Here is a 24,645-nt window from a genome sequence, read left to right as displayed (position 1 = left end):
GTTCATGCGGCTGGCGCGATGCGGATCCGCTCGAAGCGGCCCGCGAGCCACCCGTACGCGGCCATGCCGATCAGCCCGTGCGCGGCGACGAACCACAGCGCACCGGCGAACGAACCCGTGCTGGCGACGAAGTAGCCGATCACGAGCGGCGTGACGATCCCGGCGATGTTGCCGAGGCCGTTGAAGACGCCGCCGCTCAGCCCGACCATGCCTTCCGGCGCCGTGTCGGCGAGCACGGCCCACCCGACCGCCGCGAGCCCCTTGCCGAAGAACGCGACCGTCATCAGCGCGATCACGGCCGCGTTCGACGATGCGCCGTTCGCGAGCACGAGCAGCGTCGCCATCGCCATCCCCGCGACGAACGGCGTCTTGCGTGCCTTCGACGGATGCATGCCGCGCCGGATCAGCCAGTCCGACAGCACGCCGCCGAGCACGCCGCCCGTGAAGCCGCAGATCGCCGGCAGCGCGGCGACCCAGCCGGCTTCCATGATCGTCATTCCGCGCCCCTTGATCAGATAGATCGGAAACCACGTGATGAAGAAGTAGGTGAGCGCCGTGATGCAGTACTGGCCGATGTAGATCGCCCACAGGTTCCGGTGGCGGAACAGTTGCGACACGTCGTGCCACGACGCGCGCGGCCGCTCGCGCATACGGTTCGCCTCGAGATCGACGAGCGCGCCGTGGGCGCGCAGGTAGTCGCGCTCCGCGTTCGTCATGCGCGGGTGGCCGTGTGGCTCGCGATACCACGCGAACCACAGCGCGGCGAGCGCGATGCCGAGCAGCCCCATCCACAGGAACACGTGTTCCCAGCCGAGCGCATGCGTGAGCCATGCCATGGCCGGCGTGAACAGCACGACGGCCATGTATTGCGCGGAATTGAACAAGGCCGACGCGGTGCCGCGTTCGGCCGTCGGGAACCAGCATGCGACGATCCGCGAATTGGCCGGAAACGCCGGCGATTCGACGAGCCCGAGCATGAAGCGCATGACGAACAGCGCGAGCGTCGCGGCCGCGCCGTGCACGGCGAACGCGCCGACCGTGCCCTGCAGCATCGTGAATACCGACCACAGCAACAGGCTCAGGCCGTACACGCGCCGCGCGCCGAAGCGGTCGAGCAGCCAGCCGCCCGGAATCTGGCCGATCGCATAGGCCCAGGCGAACGCCGAAAAGACGACGCCGAGCTGCACGGGCGTGAGCCCGAGGTCGTGCGCGACGCCGGTGCCGGCGATCGACATCGTCGCGCGGTCCGCGTAGTTGACGACGGTAACCGAGAAAATCAGCGCGAGGACCGCATAACGGACGCGGCCGATCGTGCGCGATGCGGCGGGTGAGGCGGCGACGGCGGCGCCGCTGGATCGATTGGACATGCGTGTCTCCTGGCCTCCGTCGTGCGGAGGCATCCGTGTCGTAATGGAAGGGGCGGCGCCGCGCTCAGTGCGTGACGCTGGTCGGCGGGCGCTGGCCCGCGAAGCACGCGGCGAGGTTCGCGAGCACGATGCGGCCCATTGCCTCGCGCGTTTCATGCGTGGCGCTCGCGCGGTGCGGCTGCACGACGACGCGGTCGAGTTCGAGCAGCGCGGCCGGCACGTGCGGTTCGTGCGCGAACACGTCGAGACCGGCGCCGGCGATCGTGCCGTCGGCCAGCGCGCGCACGAGCGCGGCTTCGTCGACCAGCTTGCCGCGCGCGACGTTGATCAGGAATCCTTTGGGGCCGAGCGCGGCGAGCACGTCGGCCGTCACGAGCACGTTGCCGTGATCGGCCGAGGCCGCGATCACGAGCACGTCGCTGTCATGCGCGAGCGCGGCGAGGTCGGGCACGTAGCGATAGCCGCTGTCGCGATGCTCGCGCGGCCCGAAGTAACTGACGGGCATCCGGAACGCCTGCGCGCGCTGCGCGATCGCGCGTCCGACGCGGCCGAGCCCGACGATGCCGAGCCGCTTGCCCGTGACCTGCGTCGCGAGCGGCTGGGCCGTTTTGCCCCAGCGGCCGGCGCGCACGATCCGCTCGCCGGCGCCGAGGTCGCGCAGGGTCATCAGGATCAGCCCCAGCGCCATGTCGGCGACGTCGTCGGTCAGCACGTCGGGCGTCGTCGTCACGTGGATGCCGCGCGCCCGGGCACGATCGAGGTCGACCGCGTCGGTGCCGATGCCGTTGATCGCGACGATCTCGAGCGCGCCGAGCCGCTCCATCAGCGCGGCGGACAGGCCGTTCGCGCCGCCCGTCACGACGCCGCGAATTCGCGGCGCCACGCGATCGAGCAGTGCTTCCGGTTGCTCGGCCGCATACAGCCGGTGCACGGTGTAGCGGGCGGCGAGTTCGGCGTCGATCGCGTCGGGGAGCGGCTGGGTCAGCAGGATGTCGATGGTCATGAAGGTCTCGGTCGTCGTGCGCGGCGCGGGCCGCGCATCAGGTGGAACCGAGTATAGAAATCGCATCGATATGCGTCTAACATCAAAAGACTATCGATTGATTCAACATTTGAATGATTGAACTGCACCAGCTTCGCTGCTTCGTCGCGGTTGCCGAAGAGCTGCATTTCGGCCGCGCGGCCCGGCGGCTCTTCATGACCCAGCCGCCGCTCAGCCGGCAAATCCAGTTGCTCGAGCACGCGCTCGGCATCGCGCTGCTCGAGCGCAGCAGCCGGCAGGTCAGCCTGACCGCGGCCGGCGAGCGCTTCCTGCGCGATGCGCGGCACATCCTCGAATTCTCCGCGCGCGCCGAGCAGGCCGCGCAGCGTGTCGCGCACGGCGGGGCCGGGCGCATCACGCTGGGGTTCACGGCCGTCAGTGCGTACCGGATGATCCCGGTGCTGCTCGCGCATGCGGCGCACGCGCTGCCGGACGTCGACGTCGAACTGCGGGAGATGGTGTCGACCGTGCAGATCGACGCGCTCGCGTCGCGGATGCTCGACGCGGGTTTCGTGCGCCAGCGCGCCGCGCGCCAGCCGCTCGAATACCGGCTCGTGCAGCGCGAGCCGATGCTCGTCGCGGTCGCGGAAGGCGCGCCGCTCGCGGCCTACGAGCAGATCGGCCCCGACGAGCTCGACCGGCAGCCGTTCATCGCGTATTCGCCGAACGAGGGCAAGTATTTCCACGACATGATCTCGGGGATGTTCGCGGGCGCCGGGCGGCTGCCGAATTACCTGCACTACGTCGGCCAGACGCATACGATCCTCGGCCTCGTGCGCGCGGGGCTCGGTGCGGCGCTGGTGCCGGCGTCGGCGCGCGAGCTTCATGTCGACGGCGTGGTGTTCCGGCCGCTCGCGGGCGTCAACGTGGCGGCGGAGCTGTATCTCGCTTGGCGCGCGGACAACGACAACCCGGCGCTGCCGGTGTTCAACGCGATGGTCGAGCGGTTTCTGACCGAAAGCACGGACGACGCGGGCGTCTAGCGGCGCTTGCTCGCCCGTTCCGCGTGGCGCGACGTGCGATGGCGGCCCGCTGACGGCGGGGTGAAGCGAGGGATGAGGGCGGGGCTCGAAGACGTGCACGCGGCCCGGCGGAGCGCATCCGCCGGGCCGCGGCACAGGCCCGTCAGTGGGTGATCGACAGGAACAGGTACGCGGCGAACAGCGCGACGTGCACGACGCCGTGCAGCACCGTCGTGCGCCCCTGGCTCAGCGTGAGCGTGCTGACCAGCAGCGTGAGCGCGAGCAGGACGGTTTCCATCGCGCCGATCCCGAGCGTGAGCGGCTGGCCGACCCAGATGAACACGGCCGCGACGGTCGGAATCGTGAGCCCGATGCTCGCGAGCGCCGACCCGAGCGCGAGGTTCATGCTGGTCTGCAACCGGTTCGCACGCGCGGCGGTGACGGCCGCGAGCCCTTCCGGCAGCAGCACGAGCGCGGCGATCACGATACCGACCGCGGCTTCGGGCGCGCCGAGCTTCAGCACCGCGTGCTCGACGGCCGGCGACAGCAGCTTCGCGAGCAGCACGACCGCGACGAGGCTCGCGAACAGCAGCACCATGCTGATGGCCGCGGTGCGGTTGCTCGGCGCCGCCGCGTGCACCGCTTCGTTGGCGCTGTCGTGCTCGGCGAGGAAGTAGTCGCGGTGGCGCACGGTCTGCACGAACACGAATGCGCCGTACAGCACGAGCGACGCGACGCCGGCGAACGCAAGCTGCGATTTCGAGAAGAACGGGCCCGGCGCGGCGTTCAGGTAGTTCGGCATCACGAGCGACAGTACCGACAGCGACGCGAGCACCGCGAGCGCCTTGCTCGCGCCGCGCCCCTGGAAATCCTGTTCGCCGTGCTTCCATGCGCCGACCAGCAGGCAGATGCCGACGATACCGTTACAGATGATCATCACGGCGGCGAACACGGTGTCGCGGGCAAGGCCCGATTTCTCGGGGCCCGCGCCGAGCATCACCGACACGATCAGCGCGACTTCGATGACGGTCACGGCAACCGCGAGCACGAGCGTGCCGAACGGTTCGCCGACGCGGTGCGCGACGACTTCCGCATGGTGGACGGCGGAGAACACGGCGCCGGCGAGCGCGGCCGCGAACACCGCGATGACGAGGCCTTCGGCCGGCACGACGCGCGACAGCGCGAGCACCAGCCAGGCGGCAAGCGGGGCCCAGAGGGTCCAGCGCGGGAGCTGGTTGGACGAGAGCGGCATGAGGGGTTCCTTATGCGAGTGGCGGCGCGCGACGCGCCGTCACGGGTTGATGAAGCCCGGCCGTACTATCCGCCGAACGAGGACGATGAAACCGAAGGGCGGCAGCGCGCAATGGCGCTGCCCGGTTCGCTGCCGCGAGGCGGCGAGGGGCGCGGGCGGGCCGAAGCCCGTCGCGGGACGAAACGGTTCGATGCGGCTGCCCGCGGACAGCGAGACAAGCATGGGTGGCGACGCGCGGGCCGGTGGCTCGATTCGCCCCCATAAGGACGGCCGGCGATGGACGGCGGTGACGGCGCGACACGCGTTTCCCCCTTCAATCCGGCAATTTGTCGAATTTTATCAGGCGTTGCGGGGTCGCTATCTCATATTCGAGCGCTTACATTGACCTTTCGGTTTGCAAAAAGTGCCGCGCTCTTTCGATTTTTTTGTCGTTGCGGTTTTCGTCATGCTCTCTTGCACGACAAATTCGGGCTCGCCCTGACATAAATCTACCGACCGGTCGGTTTATAATCGGTCGCACTTCCACTTCATGACGGATCGCAATCGATGGCTGTTTCCTCTGCACATTCGGTGAACTCGGGCGCGCTGGCGCCGTCGGCCGTCGTCGGCGTGATCGGCGCCGGCGCGATGGGCGCGGGCATTGCACAGGTCGCGGCGGCGGCCGGCCATCCGGTGTTGCTGTACGACCTGAACGAAGCGGCCTGCGACAAGGCGCTGGCCGGCATCCGTGCACAGTTCGCGCGGCTGGCGGAGAAGGGCCGGCTCGAACCGGCGCAGGCCGACGCGGCCGGCAACCGGATCCGCGCGGTGCGCGCGCTGGCCGATTTCGCGGGCGCCGCGCTGATCGTCGAGGCGGCGGCCGAACGGCTCGACGTGAAGCGCGAGATCTTCGCGACCCTCGAGCGCCATGTCGACGACGCGTGCGTGCTGGCGACCAACACGTCGTCGATCTCGATCACGTCGATCGCGGCCGGGCTGCGCGTGCCGCAGCGCGTCGCCGGCCTGCATTTCTTCAATCCGGCGCCGCTGATGGCGCTCGTCGAGGTGGTCAGCGGGCTCGCGACCGCGCCCGATATCGCCCGGATGCTCGTTGCGACCGCCGCTGCATGGGGCAAGCAACCGGTGATGGCGAAATCGACGCCGGGCTTCATCGTGAACCGCGTCGCGCGGCCGTATTACGCGGAGGCGCTGCGCGTGCTGAACGAGCAGGGCGGCGCGCCGGCCACGATCGACGCGGTGATGCGCGAAGCCGCCGGCTTCCGGATGGGGCCGTTCGAGCTGATGGACCTGATCGGCCACGACGTGAACTTCGCGGTGACCGAGTCGGTGTTCCGCGCGTACTTCAACGACCCGCGCTACACGCCGTCGCTGATCCAGCAGGAACTCGTGAACGCGGGCTTTCTCGGGCGCAAGTCCGGGCGCGGTTTCTATTCGTATGCGGACGGCGCGACGCCGCCCGCCCCCGATCTCGAACCGCCGCGCGCCGCGCCGGCCGACGTCGTGCTGTTTGCGCAGGACGGCCCGGCCGCCGCGTTGCACGCACGCTTGGCCGAACGTATCGACGGCGTCCGGCAGGCCGGCGTGCAGCCGGACGAACTGCTCGCAACGGCCGGCCGCGCGTCGATCGCGCTGACCGACGGCCGGACGGCCACGGCGCGCGCCGCGCAAACCGGCGTGGCCGATCTCGTGCTCGTCGACCTCGCGCGCGATTACGCGCAGGCCGGGCTCGTCGCGCTGACGCGCGCGCTCCAGTGCGGCGACGCCGCGTACGCCGATGCGGTCGGGCTCTTTCAGCAGGCGGGCTTTCGCGTCGTCGGCTTGGCTGACGTGCCGGGCATGGTCGCGATGCGCACCGTCGCGATGCTCGCGAACGAAGCCGCCGACACGGTGAACCAGGGCGTGTGCTCGCCGGCCGATCTCGACCTCGCGATGGAGAAGGGCGTGAACTACCCGTGCGGCCCGCTCGCGTGGGCCGATGCGATCGGCATCGGCCGCGTGCACCGCGTGCTGTCTAACCTGGCGGCGAGCTACGGCGAGGACCGCTATCGCGTGTCGCCGCGGCTCGCCGCGCTGCATGCGGCCGGCCGCATGTTCCGGTCGTGACCGCCTCGTCCCCTCGAACACGATAACGACATCACTCCATTGGAGGAGCCCCCGATGACTCACCCGACGCACCCCGCCGCCGCCCTCGAGCCGATCGAGACCGCCAGCCGCGACGAACTGCAGGCGCTGCAGCTCGACCGCCTCAAGTGGTCGCTGCGCCACGCGTACGACAACGTCCCGCACTATCGGCGCACGTTCGATGCGGCAGGCGTGCATCCGGACGATCTGAAGTCGCTCGCCGATCTCGCGAAGTTCCCGTTCTCGACCAAGAGCGACCTGCGCGACAACTATCCGTTCGGCCTCTTCGCGGTGCCGCGCGAGCAGGTCGTGCGCGTGCACGCGTCGAGCGGCACGACCGGCAAGCCGACGGTCGTCGGCTACACCGCGCGCGACATCGATACGTGGGCGAACGTGACCGCGCGCTCGATCCGCGCGGCCGGCGGCCGCCCGGGCGATACGCTGCACAACGCGTTCGGCTACGGGCTTTTCACCGGCGGTCTCGGGATTCACTACGGCGCGGAGCGGCTCGGCTGCATGGTCGTGCCGATGTCCGGCGGGCAGACCGAGAAGCAGGTGCAACTGATTCGCGATTTCGAGCCGAAGATCATCCTCGTCACGCCGTCGTACATGCTGAACCTGATCGACGAGATGGTGCGGCAGGGGATGGACCCGGCCGAATCGTCGCTGAAGATCGGCATCTTCGGCGCCGAGCCGTGGACGCAGGCGCTGCGCGACGAAGTGGAGACGCGCGCGGGCATCGACGCGCTCGACATCTACGGGCTGTCGGAAGTGATGGGCCCGGGCGTCGCGTGCGAATGCGTCGAGACGAAGGACGGCCCGGTGATCTGGGAGGACCATTTCTACCCCGAGATCATCGACCCCGTCACCGGCGAAGTGCTGCCCGACGGCAGCCAGGGCGAGCTCGTGTTCACGTCGCTGACGAAGGAGGCGATGCCGGTGATCCGCTACCGCACGCGCGACCTCACCGCGCTGCTGCCGCCGACCGCGCGCGCGATGCGCCGGCTCGCGAAGATCACGGGCCGCTCCGACGACATGCTGATCGTGCGCGGCGTGAACGTGTTCCCGAGCCAGATCGAGGAGATCGTCGTCGCGCTGCCGCAGTTGTCGGGCCAATTCCAGATCACGCTGTCGCGCGACGGTCACATGGACCGGCTCGACCTCGCAGTCGAGTTGCGCTCCGAGGCGGCGGCGTCCGTTTCCGACGCCGATCGCGCGGCGCTCGCGCGCGAGCTGCAGCACCGGATCAAGACGATGGTCGGCGTGTCGTCCGGCGTGACGGTGCTCGCGGCCGGCGGCATTCCCGCGAGCGCGACCGGCAAGGCGCGGCGCGTGATCGATCGCCGCCAGGCCGCCTGATTGCCGATGGATGCCGTTCTACCCGAGGAAACCTGTTCGATGGATGGATTGAAGACCCTGGCCGTCACGGTCGATGCGCGCGGTATCGCGACCGTCGCGCTGCAGCGCGGCGACGTGCTGAACGCGTTCGACGAGACGATGATCGCGGAGCTGACCGACGCGTTCACGACACTCGGCCGGCGCGACGACGTACGCGCGATCGTGCTGCGTTCGGACGGCCGCGCATTTTGCGCGGGCGCCGACCTGCAGTGGATGCAGCGTGCGAGCGCGAACGACGCGGCCGCGAACCTGCGCGACGCCGAGCGGTTCGCCGCGATGATGCGCGCGATCCGGCAATGTCCGAAACCGACGGTCGCCCGCGTGCAGGGCCACGCGTTCGGCGGCGGCGTGGGCCTGTGCGCCGCGTGCGACATCGTGATTGCGAGCGACCACGCGCGCTTTTCGGTCAGCGAGGCGCGCTTCGGGATCCTGCCGGCCGTGATCGGCCCGTATCTGGTCGAGGCGGTCGGGCAACGCCAGGCGCGCCGTCTCGCGCTGACCGCGACGCAGCTCGCGGCCGCCGAAGCCGTCGCGATCGGGCTGATTCATCAGGCCGTGCCGCTCGATGCGCTGGACGACACGCTCGAGCGGACGCTCGCGGAACTGGGCCGCAACGGCCCGCACGCGCTGATGGAGATCAAGCGCTTTTTCGATGCGATCGGCGAGTACCCGCCGTCGGATGAGCGCGCGGCGTTCACCGCGCAGACGATCTCCCGCGTGCGGGCGACGCCGGAAGCGAAGGAAGGCTTCGCGGCCTTCTTCGCGAAGCGGCCGCCGGCGTGGGAGACGGGCGCCGAATAAGGCTGCGCGACGATCGTTCATGACGATCGACGCGGAAACCGGGGGCGGCCGCATTTTGCGTCTCGGGCACGGGCGCTTGCACTACAATGCGTGACCCCCGGCGCGCTGCCGGCCCCGTCCCGACCGATGCTTCGCACGATGATCGTCAACCGCCTTGTCTCCGAGATCCTGTTCGGCTTTACCGGCCTGATCGGCATCATCAATCCGATCGGCATCGCGTTCCTGTTTCTCGAGCGGACCGAGGCGCTCACCGCGCATGAACGGGATCTGCTCGCGCGGAAGGTCGCGTTCAATGCGTTCGTCGTGCTGATGGTCGCCTTCTTCGCCGGCACGCCGGTGCTGCATTTCTTCGGGATCTCGATGGAAGCGCTGCGGATCGGCGGCGGCTTCGCGGTTGCCGTGGCCGGCTGGCAGATGCTGAACGAACCGGACGGGCCGGGCGGCGGCGACACGCCGGTCAAGCCGATCGACGCGAACGCGATCATGACGCGCGCGTTCTTCCCGCTGACCATGCCGCTGACGGTCGGCCCCGGCTCGATCGCGACCGCGATCGCGCTGAACGCGAACCGCACGCACAAGCTGTCGGAGTTCGCGCTGTCGAGCATCGTGTCGATCGCCGTGTCCGTGCTCGTCACGCTCGTGATCTGGCAGGTCTACAGCCGCTCCGCGCTGCTCGCGCGCTACCTCGGCAGCGAAGGGACGAAGGTCGCGAAACGCGTGTCGGCGTTCCTGCTGCTGTGCATCGGCGTGCAGATCATGCTGACCGGCTTCTCCGCGTTCCTGCAACCGCTCGCCGACCAGGCCAGATAACCGGGGCCACCCGGTTCATCCTTCAAGGGGCCTCCTTTCACGCAGCCTGCACGCGGCGCGCGGTCATGCGCGTTCGCGGCATGCGGGATACCATGCGACGTCTGGCGGATGCGCGGCGCGCATCCGGCCGCAATCCCCACCTGATTGGCGAGGCGTGCAATGGAATACGTGAAATTCGGGTCGACCGGGCTGGACGTGTCGAAGCTGGTGCTGGGCTGCATGACGTTCGGCGAGCCGTCGCGCGGCACGCATCCGTGGACGCTGCCGGAAGCGGAAAGCCGCCCGATCATCCAGCGGGCGGTCGAGGCCGGCATCAATTTCTTCGACACCGCGAACATGTATTCGGACGGAACGTCCGAGGAGATCGTCGGCCGCGCGCTGCGCGATTTCGCGAAGCGCGACGACGTCGTGATCGCGACCAAGGTGTTCTACCGGATGCGGCCGGGGCCGAACGGCGCCGGCCTGTCGCGCAAGGCGATCATGACCGACATCGACCAGAGCCTGAAGCGGCTCGGCACCGACTACGTCGACCTCTACCAGATTCACCGCTGGGACTACGGCACGCCGATCGAGGAGACGCTCGAGGCGCTGCACGATGTCGTGAAGGCCGGCAAGGCGCGCTATATCGGCGCCTCGTCGATGTTCGCGTGGCAGTTCGCGAAGGCGCTGCACACGTCGAAGCAGAACGGCTGGACGCGCTTCGTCAGCATGCAGAATCATCTGAACCTGCTGTATCGCGAGGAAGAGCGCGAAATGCTGCCGCTGTGCGCGGACGAAGGCATCGCGGTGATTCCGTGGAGCCCGCTCGCGCGCGGGCGCCTGACGCGCAACTGGGACGAATCGTCGGAACGGCAGCAGAAGGACGACGTCGGCCAGCGGCTGTACGACGCCACGGCCGATGCGGACAAGGCGGTCGTCGAGGCCGTCGCGGCGATCGCCGCCGCGCGCAACGTGCCGCGGGCGCAGGTCGCGCTGGCGTGGGTCGCGCAAAAGCGCGGCGTGACCGCACCGATCGTCGGCATTTCGAAGCCGCGGCAACTGGACGATGCGCTCGGCGCGCTCGCGCTGAAGCTGACCGACGATGAAATCGCCACGCTCGAACGCCCGTACGTGCCGCACGCGGTCGCCGGGTTCAACTGAGTGGCGGCGGCGGTACCTGCGCCGCGTTCAGCGCGCGGCGGCGAGCATCGGGTAGGTGAACAGGCCGAAGTGGACGACGTTCAGCCCCGCGTGCCCGAGCGCGGCGGCGAGCAGTCCGCCGCGCCGCCACGCGAGGCCGTAGCCGACGCCGGCCACCGTGCCGAGCACGATCCATTGCCAGCCGCCCGCCGCGTGCGCGGCGCCGAACAGCACCGCGCCCGCCGCGAGCGCGACCCACGGGCCCCACGAGTACGCGCGGAACATGCGTGTCAGCCCGCCTTGCACGTAGCCGCGAAACAGCGCTTCCTCGGCGAGCGTCACCAGCAACAGGTTGTTCACGAGCCACAGCCAGCCCGACGGCGGCCATTTGGGCGCCCAGCCGACCATCCCGAACGCGAGCGCGCCGGCCAGGCACGCGGCGGCCGTGGCGACGGCCGCCACGACGCCGGTGCGCAGCGCGCGCGACAGCGCGACGCCGGGGGCGACCCACGGCAGCACCCACAACAGCCACAGCCCGACGAGCGGCTTGTCGAAGTTCAGGTACATCGTGAATGGCGCGGCGTCCGGGGTGAAGCGGATCGGCCCGATCACGCGCGGATTGTGGAAGCCCGGAATCAGGTGCAGGCTCAGCGCGATCGCCAGCGCGGCGAAGACGAGGTGCGCCACGATGCGCACCGCGAGCGGGCGCTCGGGCAGCACGCCCCACGCGGCCGCGATCAGCAGCGCGAACGGCGCCAGCGTGATCGGCGCAAGCTGGCCGAATGCGAGCGCACCCGCATAGCCGAGCACGGCGAGGCCGATGCTCAGGCCGTGCAGCGGGCGGTGCCATGCGAATGCGGCGGCCGCGAACAGGGCGATCCAGATCGTGGCACACGGAAGGAGCGAAAGGGACATGACGGGAAACGGATGGGCGGACGAGACGCCGCGCATCATACAGCAGGCGCCGTGAAACGCGGCCGGGCGGCATCGGCCGGGCAGCCGGCGCACCGCGTGTCAGCGGCCGGCGGTTTCCGTGACGCCGCCGCGGCCCGGGATGTCGACGCTGTTGCGCACGCGCATCCGCCGCCGATACCAGAACGTCCACAGCAGCAGGCAGCCGAACACCGTGTAGCCCATCACCGGCGACACGACGAGCACGCGTTCGACCGGCCAGTTGGCGACCATCCACCAGCGCAGCAGCATCTCGAGCGTCATGATCGCGCCCCACACGAACGTCATCAGCCGCAGCATCTGCCGCAGGCCCGGCTGCGCGTCCCAGACGGCTTCGAAGTGCGCGGCGCCGCCGTCCATCTCGCGGGCCACGGTGGCGCGGGCCAGATAGTAGATCAGCGGGCGTTCGCGCAACAGCGACAGCAGGAACACGATGCCGATCGTGCCCGAGCCGATCGATTCGCGCATCAGCAGCGTGCGCGGGCTGCCGCCGAACGCCATCCCGACGATCGACAGCGTGATGCCGAGCAGCACGATGGCCGCCACCGCGTCGATGCGGCGCGAGCGGATGAATTCGACGATCGACCAGACGATCGGCGGAACCGCGGACGCGTACAGCGCGCCGGTTTCGCCGAAATACGGATGCGCGACCCGATAGGCTACCCACGGCAGCACGAGGTTGACGAAGAGTTCGAGTATCAGTCCGGCTCGCGGTTTCACGGTGCGCCATCCCACGCAGGTCGGGGCGAACGCGCGAAAGGCGTGGTCGCCCCCGGTTGCCCCGACAATGCCCTGAAAAGGGTTCGGTCCAGTATATCGAAGAATCGCGCGGGGCTCGGGGTTGTGAATGTTTCCGCGTGCCGCGTCCGGATGGAACGCGGCATGGCGGCAGCCCCGGACCGGGGTGATGAGGGTTGCGTGCCACGCCGCGCGGGGAAGGGAGGCGGAGTCAAGCGCGCCGCCCGCGCAGGGGCAGGGGCGACGCTCGACGGCATAGCGGCGGCCTGCGCACCGCGGCGCGAATCGATGCCGCGGATGCCGCGGGCGCGCGCGTGCGGTCAGGAGACGGCCGGCTGGACGATGATCTTCACGTTGCGGTCCTTGTGGTTGACCAATTCCTCGAAGCCGCGCGTGACGATGTCGCCGAGCGCGATGCGCCCGGTGATGAGCGGCTGCACGTCGATGCGGCCGTCCGCGATGAAGCGGATCACGTCCGCGAATTCGCCGTTGTACGCGAGCGAGCCGATCACTTCCTTCTCGGTCGACACGATGTCGAAGAAGTTGAACGGCGCCGGTTCCTCGAAGATGCCGACCATCACCGACTTGCCGGCCTTGCGGATCACGTCGATCGCGAGCTTCGCGGTGGCCGTGTGCCCGATGCACTCGAACGACACGTCGGCGCCGTAGCCGCCCGTCAGCGCCCTGACTTCGGCGATCGCATCGGACGTCTTCGGATCGATGACGACGCTCGCGCCCACCTCCAGCGCCTTCTGCTTGCGCGCGGCCGACATTTCCAGCGCGATCACGCGCCCGGCGCCCGCGGCCTTCGCGCACATGATCGTGCACAGGCCGATCGTGCCCGCGCCGACCACGACGACGGTCTGCCCGACGATGTTGCCGGCCTTCTTCACCGCGTGCAGCCCGACCGCGAGCGGTTCGATCAGCGCGCCGGCCTCGGTCGGGAAATCGTCGGGCAGCTTGTACAGCAGCTCGGCCGGCACGTTCACGTATTCGGCGAATGCGCCGTTGTTCATCAGCCCGGTGAACGCGAGGTTCTCGCAGATGTTGTACAGCCCGTGCCGGCAGTACCAGCAGGTGCCGCAATGCTGGCACGCGTCGGCCGTCACGCGGTCGCCGACCGCGAAGCCCGACACGCCCGCGCCCAACTCGGCGATCTCGCCGCTGAACTCGTGGCCGAGGATGCACTGGCCCTTCAGGCCGGTCAGCGGGTGCGGCGCGTCGACCGGAATGAACACGGGCCCGGCGACGTATTCGTGCAGGTCGGAGCCGCAGATGCCGCACCAATGCACGCGAATCGTCACCCAGCCCGCGGGCGGGCGCTGCGGAACGGGAACCTCTTCGACGCGGATGTCGTGGCGGCCATGCCAGACGGCGGCCTTCATGCTGGGCGGGGTGATCGATGCCGGTGTGCTCACGTTGCTGTCTCCGTCGGGTTGTCGTCGGGTGCGCGGCAATGCTGCCGGTGCGCCCGTCGCGCGATTGCGCGATCGACCGGTATGCAGGAACGGGGCCAGCGTGAATCAGGGAGGTGCGTGGCAAGCCGAAGCACGCGTGGCGTGCGTTGCACCATGTCGCTTTCCGGCGGCCGGCAACGATTCGGAAGAAACGGAGCGTCGGCTCTGCTGCGATAGCGAAACGGCGGGCGGGGTGAGACGGCGGGACGTTCGTCTCACTGAGATGAGACGAATCGCGAGACGAACGTGACGGGGGCGTTGCCCGCTCCGCGTTCAGGCGAGCACTTCGTCCACGGCAACCGCGGCGAGCGACGTGAATCCGGCGGCGCGGTACAGCGGCTGACCGGTTTCGGTCGAGATGAGCCACGCGCGGCGCGCACCGCGGTGCCGCGCGTGCGCGACGATCGCGGCGAGCAGTTGCGTCGCGAGGCCGCGGCGCCGGTATGCGTCCGCCGTCCCGACGCGGTCGACGACGATATCGCGGGGCGACGCGAAGCCGTAGCGCGCGGTGGCCGCGATCTGCCCGTCGAGCCGGTGCGCGAACAGGAACGCGGCGGGATTCGGCTGGAATGGCGGGAAGGCGCCGCTCGTGTTGAACGCTTGGATTGCGTCCGGCGTGTCGCAGGCGAGCGCTTGCGCGAGCGCGTCGTCGCCGGACAGCCCGTCGATATCGGCGGCCATGAAATGCTCGTCGGTCAGCCGGCGCGTCCTGCCCCGCAGCGCGGGCGGCAGCGGTGCCGCGCCGTAGCGCGTGATCCACGCGCCGACGGCAAACGGGCCGGCGCCGGATTCGGGCGCACCCTCGATCATGAAATGCTCGAAAGGCCGGCCCATCGCGCGGTCGAACTGCACGACATGGCCGTCCGGGCCGTCGTGCAGCGGCGCGTCGCGCCGGTCGCGCGCGGCGCAGTACCCGGCGATGAACGCGCGTACGGCCGCCTTGCGGCGGGGGAAATCGGACCAGGCTTCGTCGAGCGGGAACAGCGTGGCCGGGGCGGGGGAGGCGGTCGGCATGCGTAGGGGCGCGGCGTTGTCAGGGGGAAGGCGCCAGCTTAGACCAGGACGCCGTCGCGTGTCGCGCCGGCCATTGCCGCGATCGCCGAAACGGACCGTTGCGCAGGCTACCTCTTTACTTGAAGTTAACTTCAATTTGTATCATGTGCGCCAGTCCGATTGCGCTCGCGTGCGGCATCCCGTTGCACGCGGCCGCCAAGCATGCTCAACACCATGGAAAGCCCGATCTGCGAAGAAGACCTGTCGTGCGACGCGTCGGCGTTGGACGAAGACGATGCGATGCCGTCGCGCGGCGGCGCGGTCGCGCATCCGCTCGTGACGATCGGCCGTACGCCGATTCCTGAGCAGGCGACCGCCGCGGCGTCGCCGTTGCGCCCGCAACTGTTCGTCACGGTACTGGAGGCGGGCGACGACGCGCTGCTGGTGCGCTGGGTCGAGAGCGGCCGGTGTCATTACGGCGAGCAGCGCTGGCGCCTGCGCGTCGCGTTGCAGCCCGGGCGCTGCGCGCTGTCCGGGCAGCCGATCGAGCCGGGCGAACCGGTGTTTCGGCCGGTGCGGCGGCCCGTGCCGGCCAACGGCGACGAGATGATCTGTCCGGCCGCGGTGCCGGGCGTGGCAGGTGCGGCGCACGATGGCGCGCCGGAAGACGGTGGCGCACGCCATCCGGCCGATGTTCATGGCTGAACATCGGCCGTCGGGGAGCGACGTCATTTCTTCAGATCGTGCCGGTACTGGATGAAGCCGGCGTTGTTCGCGAGCTTGTCGTACAGCGCGCGCGCGGTCGTGTTGGTCTCGTGCGTGAGCCAGTACACGCGGCTCGCGCCGGCTTCGCGGGCCCGTTCGTACACGGCCTCGATCAGCGCGCCGCCCGCGCCCTGGCCGCGCGCGTCGGGCGCCGTGTACAGATCCTGCAGGTAGCAGTACGGCCCTTCGGTCCAGCACGAGCGGTGGTAGATCGCGTGCACGATCCCGACGAGCGCACCCGACGCATCGAACGCGCCGAGCACGAACATCGGCTCGTCCGGATCCATCAGGCGCGCCCATGTGGTCGCGAACACCGCGTCGCTCAGCGCGGTGTCATAGAACGTCTGGTAACCCTGCCACAGCGGGCGCCACGCGGCTTCGTCGGCGGCGACGAGCGGGCGCACCGTGACGCGCGTCGCGTCGTTCGCGCGGCTGGCCGCGTCGCGCGCGTTGGCCTGCGCGTGGCGGATCGCGGTGAGCGACTGGCGCTGGTTGCCTTCGGCGTCGAAATTCTCCGGCGCGAGCCAGGCTTCGAACGCGGCGCGGACGTCCGGCCATTCGCCGTCGATGATCGAGAACCACGCGGTGTCGCGATTGCGGCCGCGGTAGACCATCGCCTGCCGGAACGTGCCCTCGTAGCGGAAGCCGAGGCGCGCGGCCGCCTTGCGCGACGGCGCGTTCAGGTCGTCGCACTTCCATTCGTAGCGGCGGTAGCCGAGCGTATCGAACGCATACTTCATCAGCAGGAACTGCGCTTCGGTCGATACCGGCGTGTGCTTGAGCAGCGGCGAGAACGTGACGGAACCGACCTCGATCACGCCGTTGGCCGGATCGATGCGCATCAGCGCGAGCGTGCCGACCGCGCGGCCCGTGGCGCGATCGATCACCGTGTAGTGCAGCGGATCGGCGCTCGCCTGCGCGCCGCGCGCGTAGTCGCGGTAGCTGGACGCATCGGCGTACGGGCCGTGAGCCAGATAGGTCCAGTCGCGGCCGTCGGGCGCCTGCGCGTACGCGGCGTACAGATCGGCCGCGTGGCGTTCGGCGTCGAGCGGTTCGAGCCGGCAGTAGCGGCCTTCGAGCGCGATGCGCTCGGGGCGCGGGCGCGCGGACCAGTCGGGAACGGGTTGGCCGATGGGCTGCTGGAAAGCGTTGGTGAGCGTGGGCAAGGTCGATCTCGCTTCGGTTGGCGGCCGGCGACATGCCGGCATGCAGACGATCGTAGTCCCGGCGAGGTACCATGAGAAGCGCCAGCGTGCGGCAAATTTATGGTGCCACGGTCGGTGGCCGCCAGCCGTACGCCGCTCACCATCCGTCCCGTTCCGACCTCTTCACGCCGCGATGTTCCGATGACGACTGCCTTTCTTCCCGACGACACGCCGTTGCTGCCGCTCGATGCGCCGCTGGCGCGTACGCCCGGCGCCCCGTCGCTGCAGCGCCAGCTGCTGCGCCGCTTGCGCGACGCGATTCTCGGCGGCGCGATGCCGGCCGGCACGCGGCTGCCCGGCACGCGCGCGCTGGCCGACACGCTCGGCGTGTCGCGCAATACGACGGCCGCGGTATACGAGCAGCTCGTCGCCGAAGGTTTCCTGCAGTCGGACCGTCGCGGCACGCGGGTCGTCGGGCTGTCGCGGCCGGCGCCGCCGCGCCGGCGTGCCGCGCCGCCAGCCGTCGCGCAGCGGCTCGGCCGGATTCGCTCGAGCCTCGTCGGCACCGGCGAATCGGAGGGCTTCCGGCCGGGCGTGCCCGCGCTGTCGCATTTCCCGGTGGACGCGTGGCGGCATGCGATCGATCGCGCATTGCGCCGCGCCGGCCGCGATCTGCTCGCGTACGGCGATCCGCTCGGCGAGCCCGCGTTGCGCGAATCGATCGCGCGCCACCTGGCCGTCACGCGCGGCGTGCGCTGCTATCCCGAGCAGATCGTGATCACCGAAGGCGCACAGGGCGCGATCGCGCTGTGCGCGCAGTTGCTGACGAATCCGGGCGATACGGTGTGGGTCGAGGAGCCCGGCTATCGCGGCGCGCGCTCCGCGATGCAGGCGGCCGACCTCGACGTCGTGCCGATGCCCGTCGACGCGGAAGGGCTGCGCGCGGAACCGGACGACTGGCGCGAGCGGCCGCCGCGCCTCGTCTACACGACGCCGTCGAACCAGTTCCCGACCGGCGCGGTGCTGTCGATCTCGCGCCGGCTCGCGCTGATCGATGCGGCACGCCGCCATCGCGCGTGGATCATCGAGGACGACTACGACAGCGAATTCCGTCACACCGGCGAGCCGATCGGCGCGATGCAGGGGCTCGCGCCCGATTCGCCGGTCGTCTATCTCGGCTCGTTCAGCAAGACGATGTTTCCGGCGCTGCGGATCGGTTTTCTCGTGCTGCCCGACACGCTGCTGGCCGCCGTGCGGCCGGCGTTGCCGGAGATGCTGCGCGGCGGGACGCGCCATGTGCAGCTCGCGCTCGCCGATTTCATCGAGACGGGCGAGTACGGCCGGCATCTCGGCCGGATGCGCCGGCTGTATCGCGACCGGCGGCGTGAGCTGCTCGCCGCGCTCGACAGCAGCCTGAGCGTGCCGCACCAGGTCGAGGGCGGCCCCTGCGGGCTGCATCTCGCGCTGCGGCTGCCGGCGCGTTATCGCGATCGCGCGATCGTCGAAGCGGCGCGCGCGCACGGCATCGGGCCGTTTCCGCTGTCGGGTTTCGCGATCGATGCGGGGCGGGCCGGCAACGGGCTCGTGCTCGGTTTCGGCAATACGTCCGCGGATGCGTTCGAGCCGATGTTGCGGGTGGTGTCGGCGATCGCGGAGCGGGTGGGCGCGGGTCACGCGTGACGGGTGGATTCAATACCGGCGCTTTAAAGGCCATGGCGGGCCGCGAATCATTCAATATTTTAAAAATCCGGCCGATATCTCGATATTGTCGATTTCCGACCGCGCAGCCTGAATCGAAAGTTTTGTCTTTTCCATCGTAAAAAATGGTCAATGTCGCTTGTCACGGCTTCTGCGATGAGCGACGATTTCGCTCCGTAACAAACGGTTACTTTTGTGCCGTCACTGGATATCGGAGAACGAAGGCCGCGATGAGTCGCGTCGGCCGAGTGCTCCAATAAATAACAATGCCGATCGCGACGAGATCGGCCGCAGGCATCCGAGTGCGCGACCACCGCATATGCCGCCTGCGAAACCGTATAGAACGACATGAAATCGGATTCAAGCCGCTATTGCTTCCCGAATCTGCTGGAAGCGTTTTTTATCGTCGTCGTGCTGAACATGGTCGAGTATGTGACGAACTCGATCATCTGGTCGGCCGGTCGCGGCGCCGGCCTGCAACCGATGGCGATCGCCAGTATCGGGCGCGTGCTCGCGAATGGGCTCGTATTTACGGTGCTGCTTCATCACGGCAAATTCACCTACCGTCGCTTGCTGCACGATGGCGTCGATTCCTGGCGAACGACGATCGGGCGATTTCTCGTGCCCGTCGTGCTGATTACGCCCGCATTGGTGGTGGCGATGAGCGTGCTGGAAGTCGGCATCGGGCAGTTTTTCTCGTGGAGCGGCAGCCGCGATGAAGCCCGGGAAGTGTATGTCAACGGCGGGCTCGGCCTGATCGTATTGACCTGCGTGATTGCGCCGCTACTCGAAGAGATGCTGTTTCGCGGCGTGATGCTGCGCAGCTTCCTGCGACAGTATCCGGAGGGAACGGCTATCGCCCATTCGGCCGCGGTGTTCGGTCTTGCGCATATGAACGTCTATCAGTTCGTGCTCGCATTCGGACTCGGCTTGCTGATCGGAAAGCTCTATGCGGCTACCCGATCGCTGTTGCCGGGCATGTTGATTCATGCCAGCTACAACACGGCCGTGGTGATCGTCGCGCTGAAATCGCCGTTCGTCCTTGCCAAGGAGAGCCTGCTCGAGATCTGGCCGGCTTCCTGGTGGTTCGGCGCGCTTGCGTTGGGCGGTGTCGGCGCATGGGGGCTGGTCAAGTCGGTCGATGCGCTGCGAATGGCGCCGGCCGGTATGGCAAACGACGATGGCGCGAACTGAACGCGCGCGGTGACGGGCTTCTACAACGAGCAAACGAGGTGAAGCATGCGGGGCAAGCAAGTCTGTCTGGTGGGGCTGGCGAGTACTGTGTTGATGCTGACGGCATGTGGCGGCGATGACGGTGGCGCGGCCAAAACGGGCAGCAACGCGTCGAACAACGACACGGCGGGAACGCCGACGGTCCCGTCGCCCGCCACGCCGGCGCCGGGCGCGCCTGCCCAGCCGTCCGTCCCCACGGCCTGCCGCCCGAACGGCAGCTTCAGCTATTCGGGCGCTGCGTCGCCGGTCGCGGCGAACAACGGCCAGCTCGCGGTGCTCGTGGTGCCGAATTTGCCGAGCGAGTGGGCGAAGAATCGCAACATGACGGCGGCCGATGTGCCGGCAACGAGCCTGGTTCAGCAGGGAAGCGGCGCGTTTACGACGCTGGCGTCGTCGGCGGCGGCGACCGACTGCCTCGGACTCGACCACGGGGCCGTGACCGAGATCCAGGGCGTCGGCACCGATGTGGCGATCGGCCGGTGGAATCGCGCGATGGATACCGACGGCAATACCTATGCCGATACGCAGGGCGTGCACTACGCGGTCGGCACGCCGCTGTCATTGCCCGCGACGGGCGGCCCGCTTTCGTGTACGCAGGTGATCGCCGACACGGTGGCGAGCAACGAGGGCGGCACGGACGGGACGCTCGTGTCGGCTTCGGCCACGCTCGATCCGGTCACGCGCATGCTCACCACGCTGGACCTGTCGATCAAGCTCGGGAGCGCGCAATACGGGTTGACGTACACGCAGGTGCCGTTGAACGGCGTGTTGAAGACCGCCGGGCCCGCGACGATTCAATCGATCGTCGTCGGACATGACGCGGCTCAGCCGCTCGTTGCCGTCGGCTACACGGCGGCGGTGCCGAACACGCAAGGCGTTGGTGGGGTCGCTGTGTTGTCGTGCCACTGACTGGAGTCGATGCCGGTTCGTCGACGGAAGGAGGCCGATGACGAACCGTTCGCTGTTTGCGCGCCGCATGCGGTCTGTCGGCAATGCGCGACCGGCAAATGGGTGGCCGCGGACCGCGACGATGAGGTGGCGGCGACGCGCACAGTGAGCGATGCGTGGTGAATATTCGGATTGACGAACCGCGCAGTTTGTTCGAAACGAACGCCGTCGCGGTTCCACCACCGCGACACCTTCCGGCATACGGGTTTCGATTCGTATGTCCCAACCGGCGCTTGGGCTATAAATGGTTGGGTGTACCGGTGCTTGTCGGACGCCTGCGCGTCTCGCGCAGGGCGGCGTCGCGGCTGCCGGGGGAGGTGCGCCGTGGTTTGCCAGACGCTTGCTCGCGCCGTGCTTCGCACCGCGTTGATCGGGGGCGTGTTCGCCGGAATCCTGCCGCCGCCCGCCGCCGTTGCCGGCACGCTCGCGCCGCACGCCGCACCGCCGGCGATGAAGGCGCGGCCGCCCGCCGCACCTTATGCGATGCCGGTCGACTTCCCGGCGATCGTCGAGCGCTACGGCCCGGCGGTCGTGACCGTCATGGCCGCCACCCCCGATCCGCAAACCGGCGGCCCGGCCTTTGCCGCCCTCGATCCCGACGATCCGCTCGCCGCGTTCTTCCGGCATGGCGCGCCGCCGGCCGCGCAGGGGCCGCAGGCACAGGCGCCCGATCCGGCGCCGCGCGCGGTGTCCGGCAGCGGCTCGGGTTTCATCGTCAGCGCCGATGGCCTGATCCTGACGTCCGCCCATGTGGTCGACGAGGCGACCGACGTGACGGTGCGCCTCACCGACCGCCGCGAATTCAAGGCGACGGTGCTGGCCGTCGATCCGCAAAGCGATGTCGCCGTGCTGCACGTCGACGCGACGAAGCTGCCGTTCGTGCGCGTCGGCGATTCGTCGAAAGTCCGCGCGGGCGAGCCGGTGATGACGATCGGCGCGCCGGACGGATCGGGCAACACGGTCACGGCCGGCATCGTCAGCGCGACGTCGCGCCGGTTGCCGGACGGCAGCGCGTTTCCGTTCTTCGAGACCGACATCGCGCCGAATCCGGACAACTCGGGCGGCCCCGTGTTCAATCGCGCGGGCGACGTGATCGGCATCGCGGTGCAGGTCTATACGGGCGCCGACCGCTACGCGAGCACGACGTTCGCCATCCCGATCGCATTCGCGGCCAAGGTGCGCGCCCAGTTGCGCGCGCAACAGCAGGCGCAGATGCAGGCGCAGCCGGCTCAGGCGCCCGCTCCGGGCGCGCCGCCGTCGGCCAATGCGTTCGGCGTCGACGTGCAGGACGTTGGCGTCGGTCTGGCCGCGGCGTTCGGGCTGCCGCGTCCGGCCGGCGCGCTCGTCAACGGCGTCGCGCCCGGCTCGCCGGCCGCCGCGGCCGGGCTGAAGCCCGGCGACGTGATCGTGAAGATGGGCGACAAGGCCATCGGCCGCTCGGCGGAACTGGACGACCTGGCCGCCGCGCTGCCGCCCGGCGCGAAGGCGCCGCTGCGCGTGATCCGCAACCGTGCGCCGGTGAAGCTGACGATCGTCGGCGCCGACGATGCGGGCGGCGGCCCGGCCGCGACAATCGGCACGGCCGCGCCGAAGGCCGCTGCACGGTTGGGGCCAGCCGCGGGCGAAGCAGGCGACCACGGCGACCGCCTCGGGCTGACGATGCACGCGTTGAGCGATGACGAGCGCCGTTCGACGGGGCTCGCGGTCGGAATGATGGTGGACGCGGTGCACGGCCCGGCCGCGCGCGCGGGCATCCAGCCGGGCGACGTCGTGCTGGCGCTCAACGACACGCTGCTCGAGACGCCGGACGACGTGCCGTCGCTCGAAGCGAACGGCGGCAGCGTGATCGCCGTGCTGATCCAGCGCAACAACGCTCGGAAGTTCGTCTCGGTGCGCACGCGTTAGGGCGTTGACGCGGCTGGCGTGGTCCGCCTAACATCAGCCGATATCGCTGGCGGCTCGCCGCCACGCATTCATGACATTCATGACATTCAGGAGCCATTCGGCATGAAAACGGCTTGCTTGATCGTAGTAGCCCACAGGCGCAGGGCCCGGTAGCGGGATCGCGCCGGTACCCATGCGCCCCCGACTCGTTCGGGGGCTTTTTTTTGCGTTGCGCACGGCCGTGCGGCCCGTGTGCGGGAGGGCATCCGCTTGCCATCGAACCCGTCGACCGCTTCCGCCGCGGCGTCGCCGCGGCACGCCACGCTGATCATGCTGTGCGCGCTGTCGGTCCTGCCGCTGAGCCTGTTCCTGCCGTCGCTGACGGGCGCGCTGCTGACCCCCGCCAACGCGGGCTACCTGCCGCTCGCGATGATGCTGCTGTCGGCGGCGATCGCGCTGGCGGCCGCCGTGTGCGTGCGGGCATTCGACGGACGCGACGCCGCGCGGTGAGCGCGGGTGCGCCCCGGTACCGGCGCGCGGCCGAATGGCGGACAATCCGCCGCATGCCGGGAGATGACGCATGATCGGCGCGCCGCGTGTCCCGGCGAGCGAGAAGGGCGACTGGACGAGGATGCGATGAGCGACTTTTCTGATTTCCAGCGGGACATTGCCGATGCCGCGAGGGCGACCTTCAGGGCGCTGCGGGCGTTGCACCCGGACGAGCATTTCTATGCGTTTGCGTTGTACACCGACAGCGGCGCGATGACGGTGGTGCCGGCCGCCAATTCGGTCGAAGGGCTGCGCCGGATTTGCGCGCGACAGGCGGTCGCGGACGACGATCCGTGGTTCGTGTGGGGCGTGTCCGAGTGGGCGTACGCGGCGGCCGAGGCGTCGCCGTTCAACGCGATCTGCGGCAGGCTGGCCGACGAAGTGCTGAGTCCGCAGTTCGTCCAGTCGCGCTTCACGGAATTTTCCCGACAACTGCACGCCGACATGATCGCGGCATTGCGGCTGCTCGATCGCGACGGCGTGTTCGGCACGGGCGACGCCAGGGCGGCCATCACGCTGTTCGTGTCGATCAGCGACGACGACGCGGCCGAGGCGCTGGAAAACGCGTCGGCGAAAGCGCTGAATCCGCCGGCCGTCGCCGACGCCTTCCTGCGCCGCTACGACTGACCGGCATCGGGATCTCGCGGGGCGGCCCGGGCAGGCCGCCCTGTAAACGGCATTACGGCTTCGCGCCGACCACGAATTCGAAAGTCGCGACGCCGTCGACGCCGCCCGTCACGCGATCGCCCGGCTGCAGCGCGCCGACGCCGGCCGGCGTGCCGGTGAAGATCAGGTCGCCGGCCTTCAGCTCGACCGAGCGCGACACGTACGCGATGACGTCGGGCACGGGCCAGATCATGTCGGCGAGGTCGCCTTGCTGGCGAGTGTCGCCGTTGACCGCGAGCCAGATGCGGCCGGTCGCCGGGTGGCCGGTGGTGGCCGCCGCGCGCAGCGCGGTCACGGGGCCCGACGCGTCAAAACCCTTCGCCCAGTCCCACGGACGGCTCAGCTTCTTCGCGTCGGCCTGCAGGTCGCGGCGCGTGAGGTCGACGCCGACGCCGTAGCCCCACACGTGCGACAGCGCATCGGCCGGGTCGATCGACCGGCCGTCCTTGCCGATCGCGACGACCAGCTCGATTTCGTGATGGAGATCGTTCGTCAGCGGCGGATAGGCGACCGTGCCGCTGGCCGGGACGATCGCGTCGGCGGGCTTCGTGAAGAAGAACGGCGGTTCGCGGTCGGGGTCGGCGCCCATTTCGCGGGCATGGTCGGCATAGTTGCGGCCGACGCAGAAGACGCGGCGCACCGGAAAGCGCGCGGACGATTGTTCGACTTCGACGGAAGGACGCTCGGCGGCGTCGATGACATAGGCGGACATCGGAAGGCCTCGTTCGGTAGGAAGACGGAGGGCC

The 24,645-nt window shown here is 69.4% G+C and carries 23 protein-coding genes; 13 read left to right on the top strand and 10 right to left on the bottom strand.

Annotated elements, in window-relative coordinates; all coding sequences use genetic code 11:
* Window positions 1-2: 2 nt before the first annotated feature.
* Window positions 3-1,367, bottom strand: a complete 1,365-nt coding sequence (locus CFB35_RS23160) for an MFS transporter (RefSeq protein ID WP_059585132.1) — start codon at window positions 1,365-1,367, stop codon at window positions 3-5.
* A gap of 64 nt (window positions 1,368-1,431) precedes the next feature.
* Entirely contained in the window at window positions 1,432-2,370 is a 939-nt protein-coding gene (locus CFB35_RS23155; protein ID WP_059585131.1) for a 2-hydroxyacid dehydrogenase, read from the bottom strand.
* Between the two features lie 113 nt (window positions 2,371-2,483).
* Here CFB35_RS23155 and CFB35_RS23150 point away from each other — a divergent pair, with 113 nt between their 5' ends.
* The gene (locus CFB35_RS23150) at window positions 2,484-3,392 is read left to right on the top strand and encodes a LysR substrate-binding domain-containing protein (protein ID WP_059585024.1); all 909 of its coding nucleotides are present in this window, start codon (window positions 2,484-2,486) and stop codon (window positions 3,390-3,392) included.
* Window positions 3,393-3,534: 142 nt separating this feature from the next.
* Here the strand turns inward: CFB35_RS23150 and CFB35_RS23145 are convergent, their stop codons facing one another.
* Both CFB35_RS23145 and CFB35_RS35065 read right to left on the bottom strand, forming a co-directional pair.
* Window positions 3,535-4,623 carry a calcium:proton antiporter gene (locus CFB35_RS23145; protein WP_059639561.1) on the bottom strand — a complete coding sequence of 363 codons (1,089 nt, stop codon included), beginning with the start codon at window positions 4,621-4,623 and terminating at the stop codon, window positions 3,535-3,537.
* Between the two features lie 39 nt (window positions 4,624-4,662).
* Entirely contained in the window at window positions 4,663-4,845 is a 183-nt protein-coding gene (locus CFB35_RS35065) for a hypothetical protein (protein ID WP_059585026.1), read from the bottom strand.
* A 324-nt stretch (window positions 4,846-5,169) separates the two neighbouring features.
* Here CFB35_RS35065 and CFB35_RS23135 point away from each other — a divergent pair, with 324 nt between their 5' ends.
* The 5 genes from CFB35_RS23135 to CFB35_RS23115 all read left to right on the top strand — a co-directional run bounded on the left by CFB35_RS23135 (window position 5,170) and on the right by CFB35_RS23115 (window position 10,893).
* A complete protein-coding gene (locus tag CFB35_RS23135; protein ID WP_059585027.1) occupies window positions 5,170-6,726 on the top strand; it encodes a 3-hydroxyacyl-CoA dehydrogenase in 1,557 nt (518 codons plus the stop codon).
* 54 nt (window positions 6,727-6,780) lie between these two features.
* On the top strand, window positions 6,781-8,103 hold the full coding sequence (gene paaK, locus CFB35_RS23130; RefSeq protein ID WP_059585028.1) for a phenylacetate--CoA ligase PaaK: 1,323 nt from the start codon (window positions 6,781-6,783) through the stop codon (window positions 8,101-8,103).
* Window positions 8,104-8,142: 39 nt separating this feature from the next.
* Complete coding sequence (locus CFB35_RS23125; protein ID WP_059585029.1) at window positions 8,143-8,943, top strand: enoyl-CoA hydratase-related protein; 801 nt, start codon at window positions 8,143-8,145, stop codon at window positions 8,941-8,943.
* Window positions 8,944-9,081: 138 nt separating this feature from the next.
* A complete protein-coding gene (locus CFB35_RS23120; RefSeq protein WP_059585030.1) occupies window positions 9,082-9,753 on the top strand; it encodes a MarC family protein in 672 nt (223 codons plus the stop codon).
* A 159-nt stretch (window positions 9,754-9,912) separates the two neighbouring features.
* The gene (locus tag CFB35_RS23115; RefSeq protein WP_059585031.1) at window positions 9,913-10,893 is read left to right on the top strand and encodes an aldo/keto reductase; all 981 of its coding nucleotides are present in this window, start codon (window positions 9,913-9,915) and stop codon (window positions 10,891-10,893) included.
* Window positions 10,894-10,920: 27 nt separating this feature from the next.
* Here CFB35_RS23115 and CFB35_RS23110 read toward each other — a convergent pair whose 3' ends face one another.
* From CFB35_RS23110 to CFB35_RS23090, 4 genes are all read right to left on the bottom strand, one after another.
* Window positions 10,921-11,787 (bottom strand): CPBP family intramembrane glutamic endopeptidase, encoded by an 867-nt coding sequence (locus CFB35_RS23110; RefSeq protein ID WP_059585134.1) that lies wholly within the window; start codon window positions 11,785-11,787, stop codon window positions 10,921-10,923.
* A gap of 99 nt (window positions 11,788-11,886) precedes the next feature.
* A complete protein-coding gene (locus CFB35_RS23105) occupies window positions 11,887-12,543 on the bottom strand; it encodes a VC0807 family protein (protein WP_059585133.1) in 657 nt (218 codons plus the stop codon).
* A gap of 338 nt (window positions 12,544-12,881) precedes the next feature.
* Entirely contained in the window at window positions 12,882-13,946 is a 1,065-nt protein-coding gene (locus tag CFB35_RS23100) for a 2,3-butanediol dehydrogenase (protein WP_059585032.1), read from the bottom strand.
* Between the two features lie 345 nt (window positions 13,947-14,291).
* Window positions 14,292-15,032, bottom strand: coding sequence for a GNAT family N-acetyltransferase (locus tag CFB35_RS23090; RefSeq protein ID WP_059585033.1), 741 nt, complete (start codon window positions 15,030-15,032; stop codon window positions 14,292-14,294).
* A gap of 201 nt (window positions 15,033-15,233) precedes the next feature.
* Between CFB35_RS23090 and CFB35_RS23085 the strand changes: the two genes are divergently transcribed.
* Window positions 15,234-15,716 carry a DUF3331 domain-containing protein gene (locus CFB35_RS23085; RefSeq protein ID WP_059585034.1) on the top strand — a complete coding sequence of 161 codons (483 nt, stop codon included), beginning with the start codon at window positions 15,234-15,236 and terminating at the stop codon, window positions 15,714-15,716.
* A 23-nt stretch (window positions 15,717-15,739) separates the two neighbouring features.
* Here CFB35_RS23085 and CFB35_RS23080 read toward each other — a convergent pair whose 3' ends face one another.
* On the bottom strand, window positions 15,740-16,942 hold the full coding sequence (locus CFB35_RS23080) for a GNAT family N-acetyltransferase (RefSeq protein ID WP_059585035.1): 1,203 nt from the start codon (window positions 16,940-16,942) through the stop codon (window positions 15,740-15,742).
* A gap of 180 nt (window positions 16,943-17,122) precedes the next feature.
* Here CFB35_RS23080 and CFB35_RS23075 point away from each other — a divergent pair, with 180 nt between their 5' ends.
* The 6 genes from CFB35_RS23075 (at window position 17,123) to CFB35_RS23050 (ending at window position 23,860) form a co-directional block, all read left to right on the top strand.
* Window positions 17,123-18,601: a PLP-dependent aminotransferase family protein gene (locus CFB35_RS23075; RefSeq protein ID WP_059585036.1), complete on the top strand. Its 1,479-nt coding sequence runs from the start codon at window positions 17,123-17,125 to the stop codon at window positions 18,599-18,601.
* Window positions 18,602-18,967: 366 nt separating this feature from the next.
* The gene (locus CFB35_RS23070; protein ID WP_059585037.1) at window positions 18,968-19,813 is read left to right on the top strand and encodes a CPBP family intramembrane glutamic endopeptidase; all 846 of its coding nucleotides are present in this window, start codon (window positions 18,968-18,970) and stop codon (window positions 19,811-19,813) included.
* A gap of 45 nt (window positions 19,814-19,858) precedes the next feature.
* On the top strand, window positions 19,859-20,761 hold the full coding sequence (locus CFB35_RS23065) for a hypothetical protein (protein WP_256940227.1): 903 nt from the start codon (window positions 19,859-19,861) through the stop codon (window positions 20,759-20,761).
* Window positions 20,762-21,124: 363 nt separating this feature from the next.
* Window positions 21,125-22,705 carry a trypsin-like peptidase domain-containing protein gene (locus CFB35_RS23060; protein WP_089465585.1) on the top strand — a complete coding sequence of 527 codons (1,581 nt, stop codon included), beginning with the start codon at window positions 21,125-21,127 and terminating at the stop codon, window positions 22,703-22,705.
* A gap of 249 nt (window positions 22,706-22,954) precedes the next feature.
* Window positions 22,955-23,194 carry a hypothetical protein gene (locus CFB35_RS35705; RefSeq protein ID WP_089465788.1) on the top strand — a complete coding sequence of 80 codons (240 nt, stop codon included), beginning with the start codon at window positions 22,955-22,957 and terminating at the stop codon, window positions 23,192-23,194.
* A gap of 126 nt (window positions 23,195-23,320) precedes the next feature.
* Window positions 23,321-23,860, top strand: a complete 540-nt coding sequence (locus tag CFB35_RS23050; protein ID WP_059585135.1) for a DUF4303 domain-containing protein — start codon at window positions 23,321-23,323, stop codon at window positions 23,858-23,860.
* A 52-nt stretch (window positions 23,861-23,912) separates the two neighbouring features.
* Here the strand turns inward: CFB35_RS23050 and CFB35_RS23045 are convergent, their stop codons facing one another.
* A complete protein-coding gene (locus CFB35_RS23045; RefSeq protein WP_059585041.1) occupies window positions 23,913-24,611 on the bottom strand; it encodes a fumarylacetoacetate hydrolase family protein in 699 nt (232 codons plus the stop codon).
* Window positions 24,612-24,645 lie beyond the last annotated feature (34 nt).

This window comes from Burkholderia sp. AU16482, from assembly GCF_002223285.1.
In the GTDB taxonomy this organism is placed as follows: Bacteria; Pseudomonadota; Gammaproteobacteria; order Burkholderiales; family Burkholderiaceae; genus Burkholderia; species Burkholderia semiarida.
This window is presented reverse-complemented; position numbering and strand designations above follow the sequence as displayed.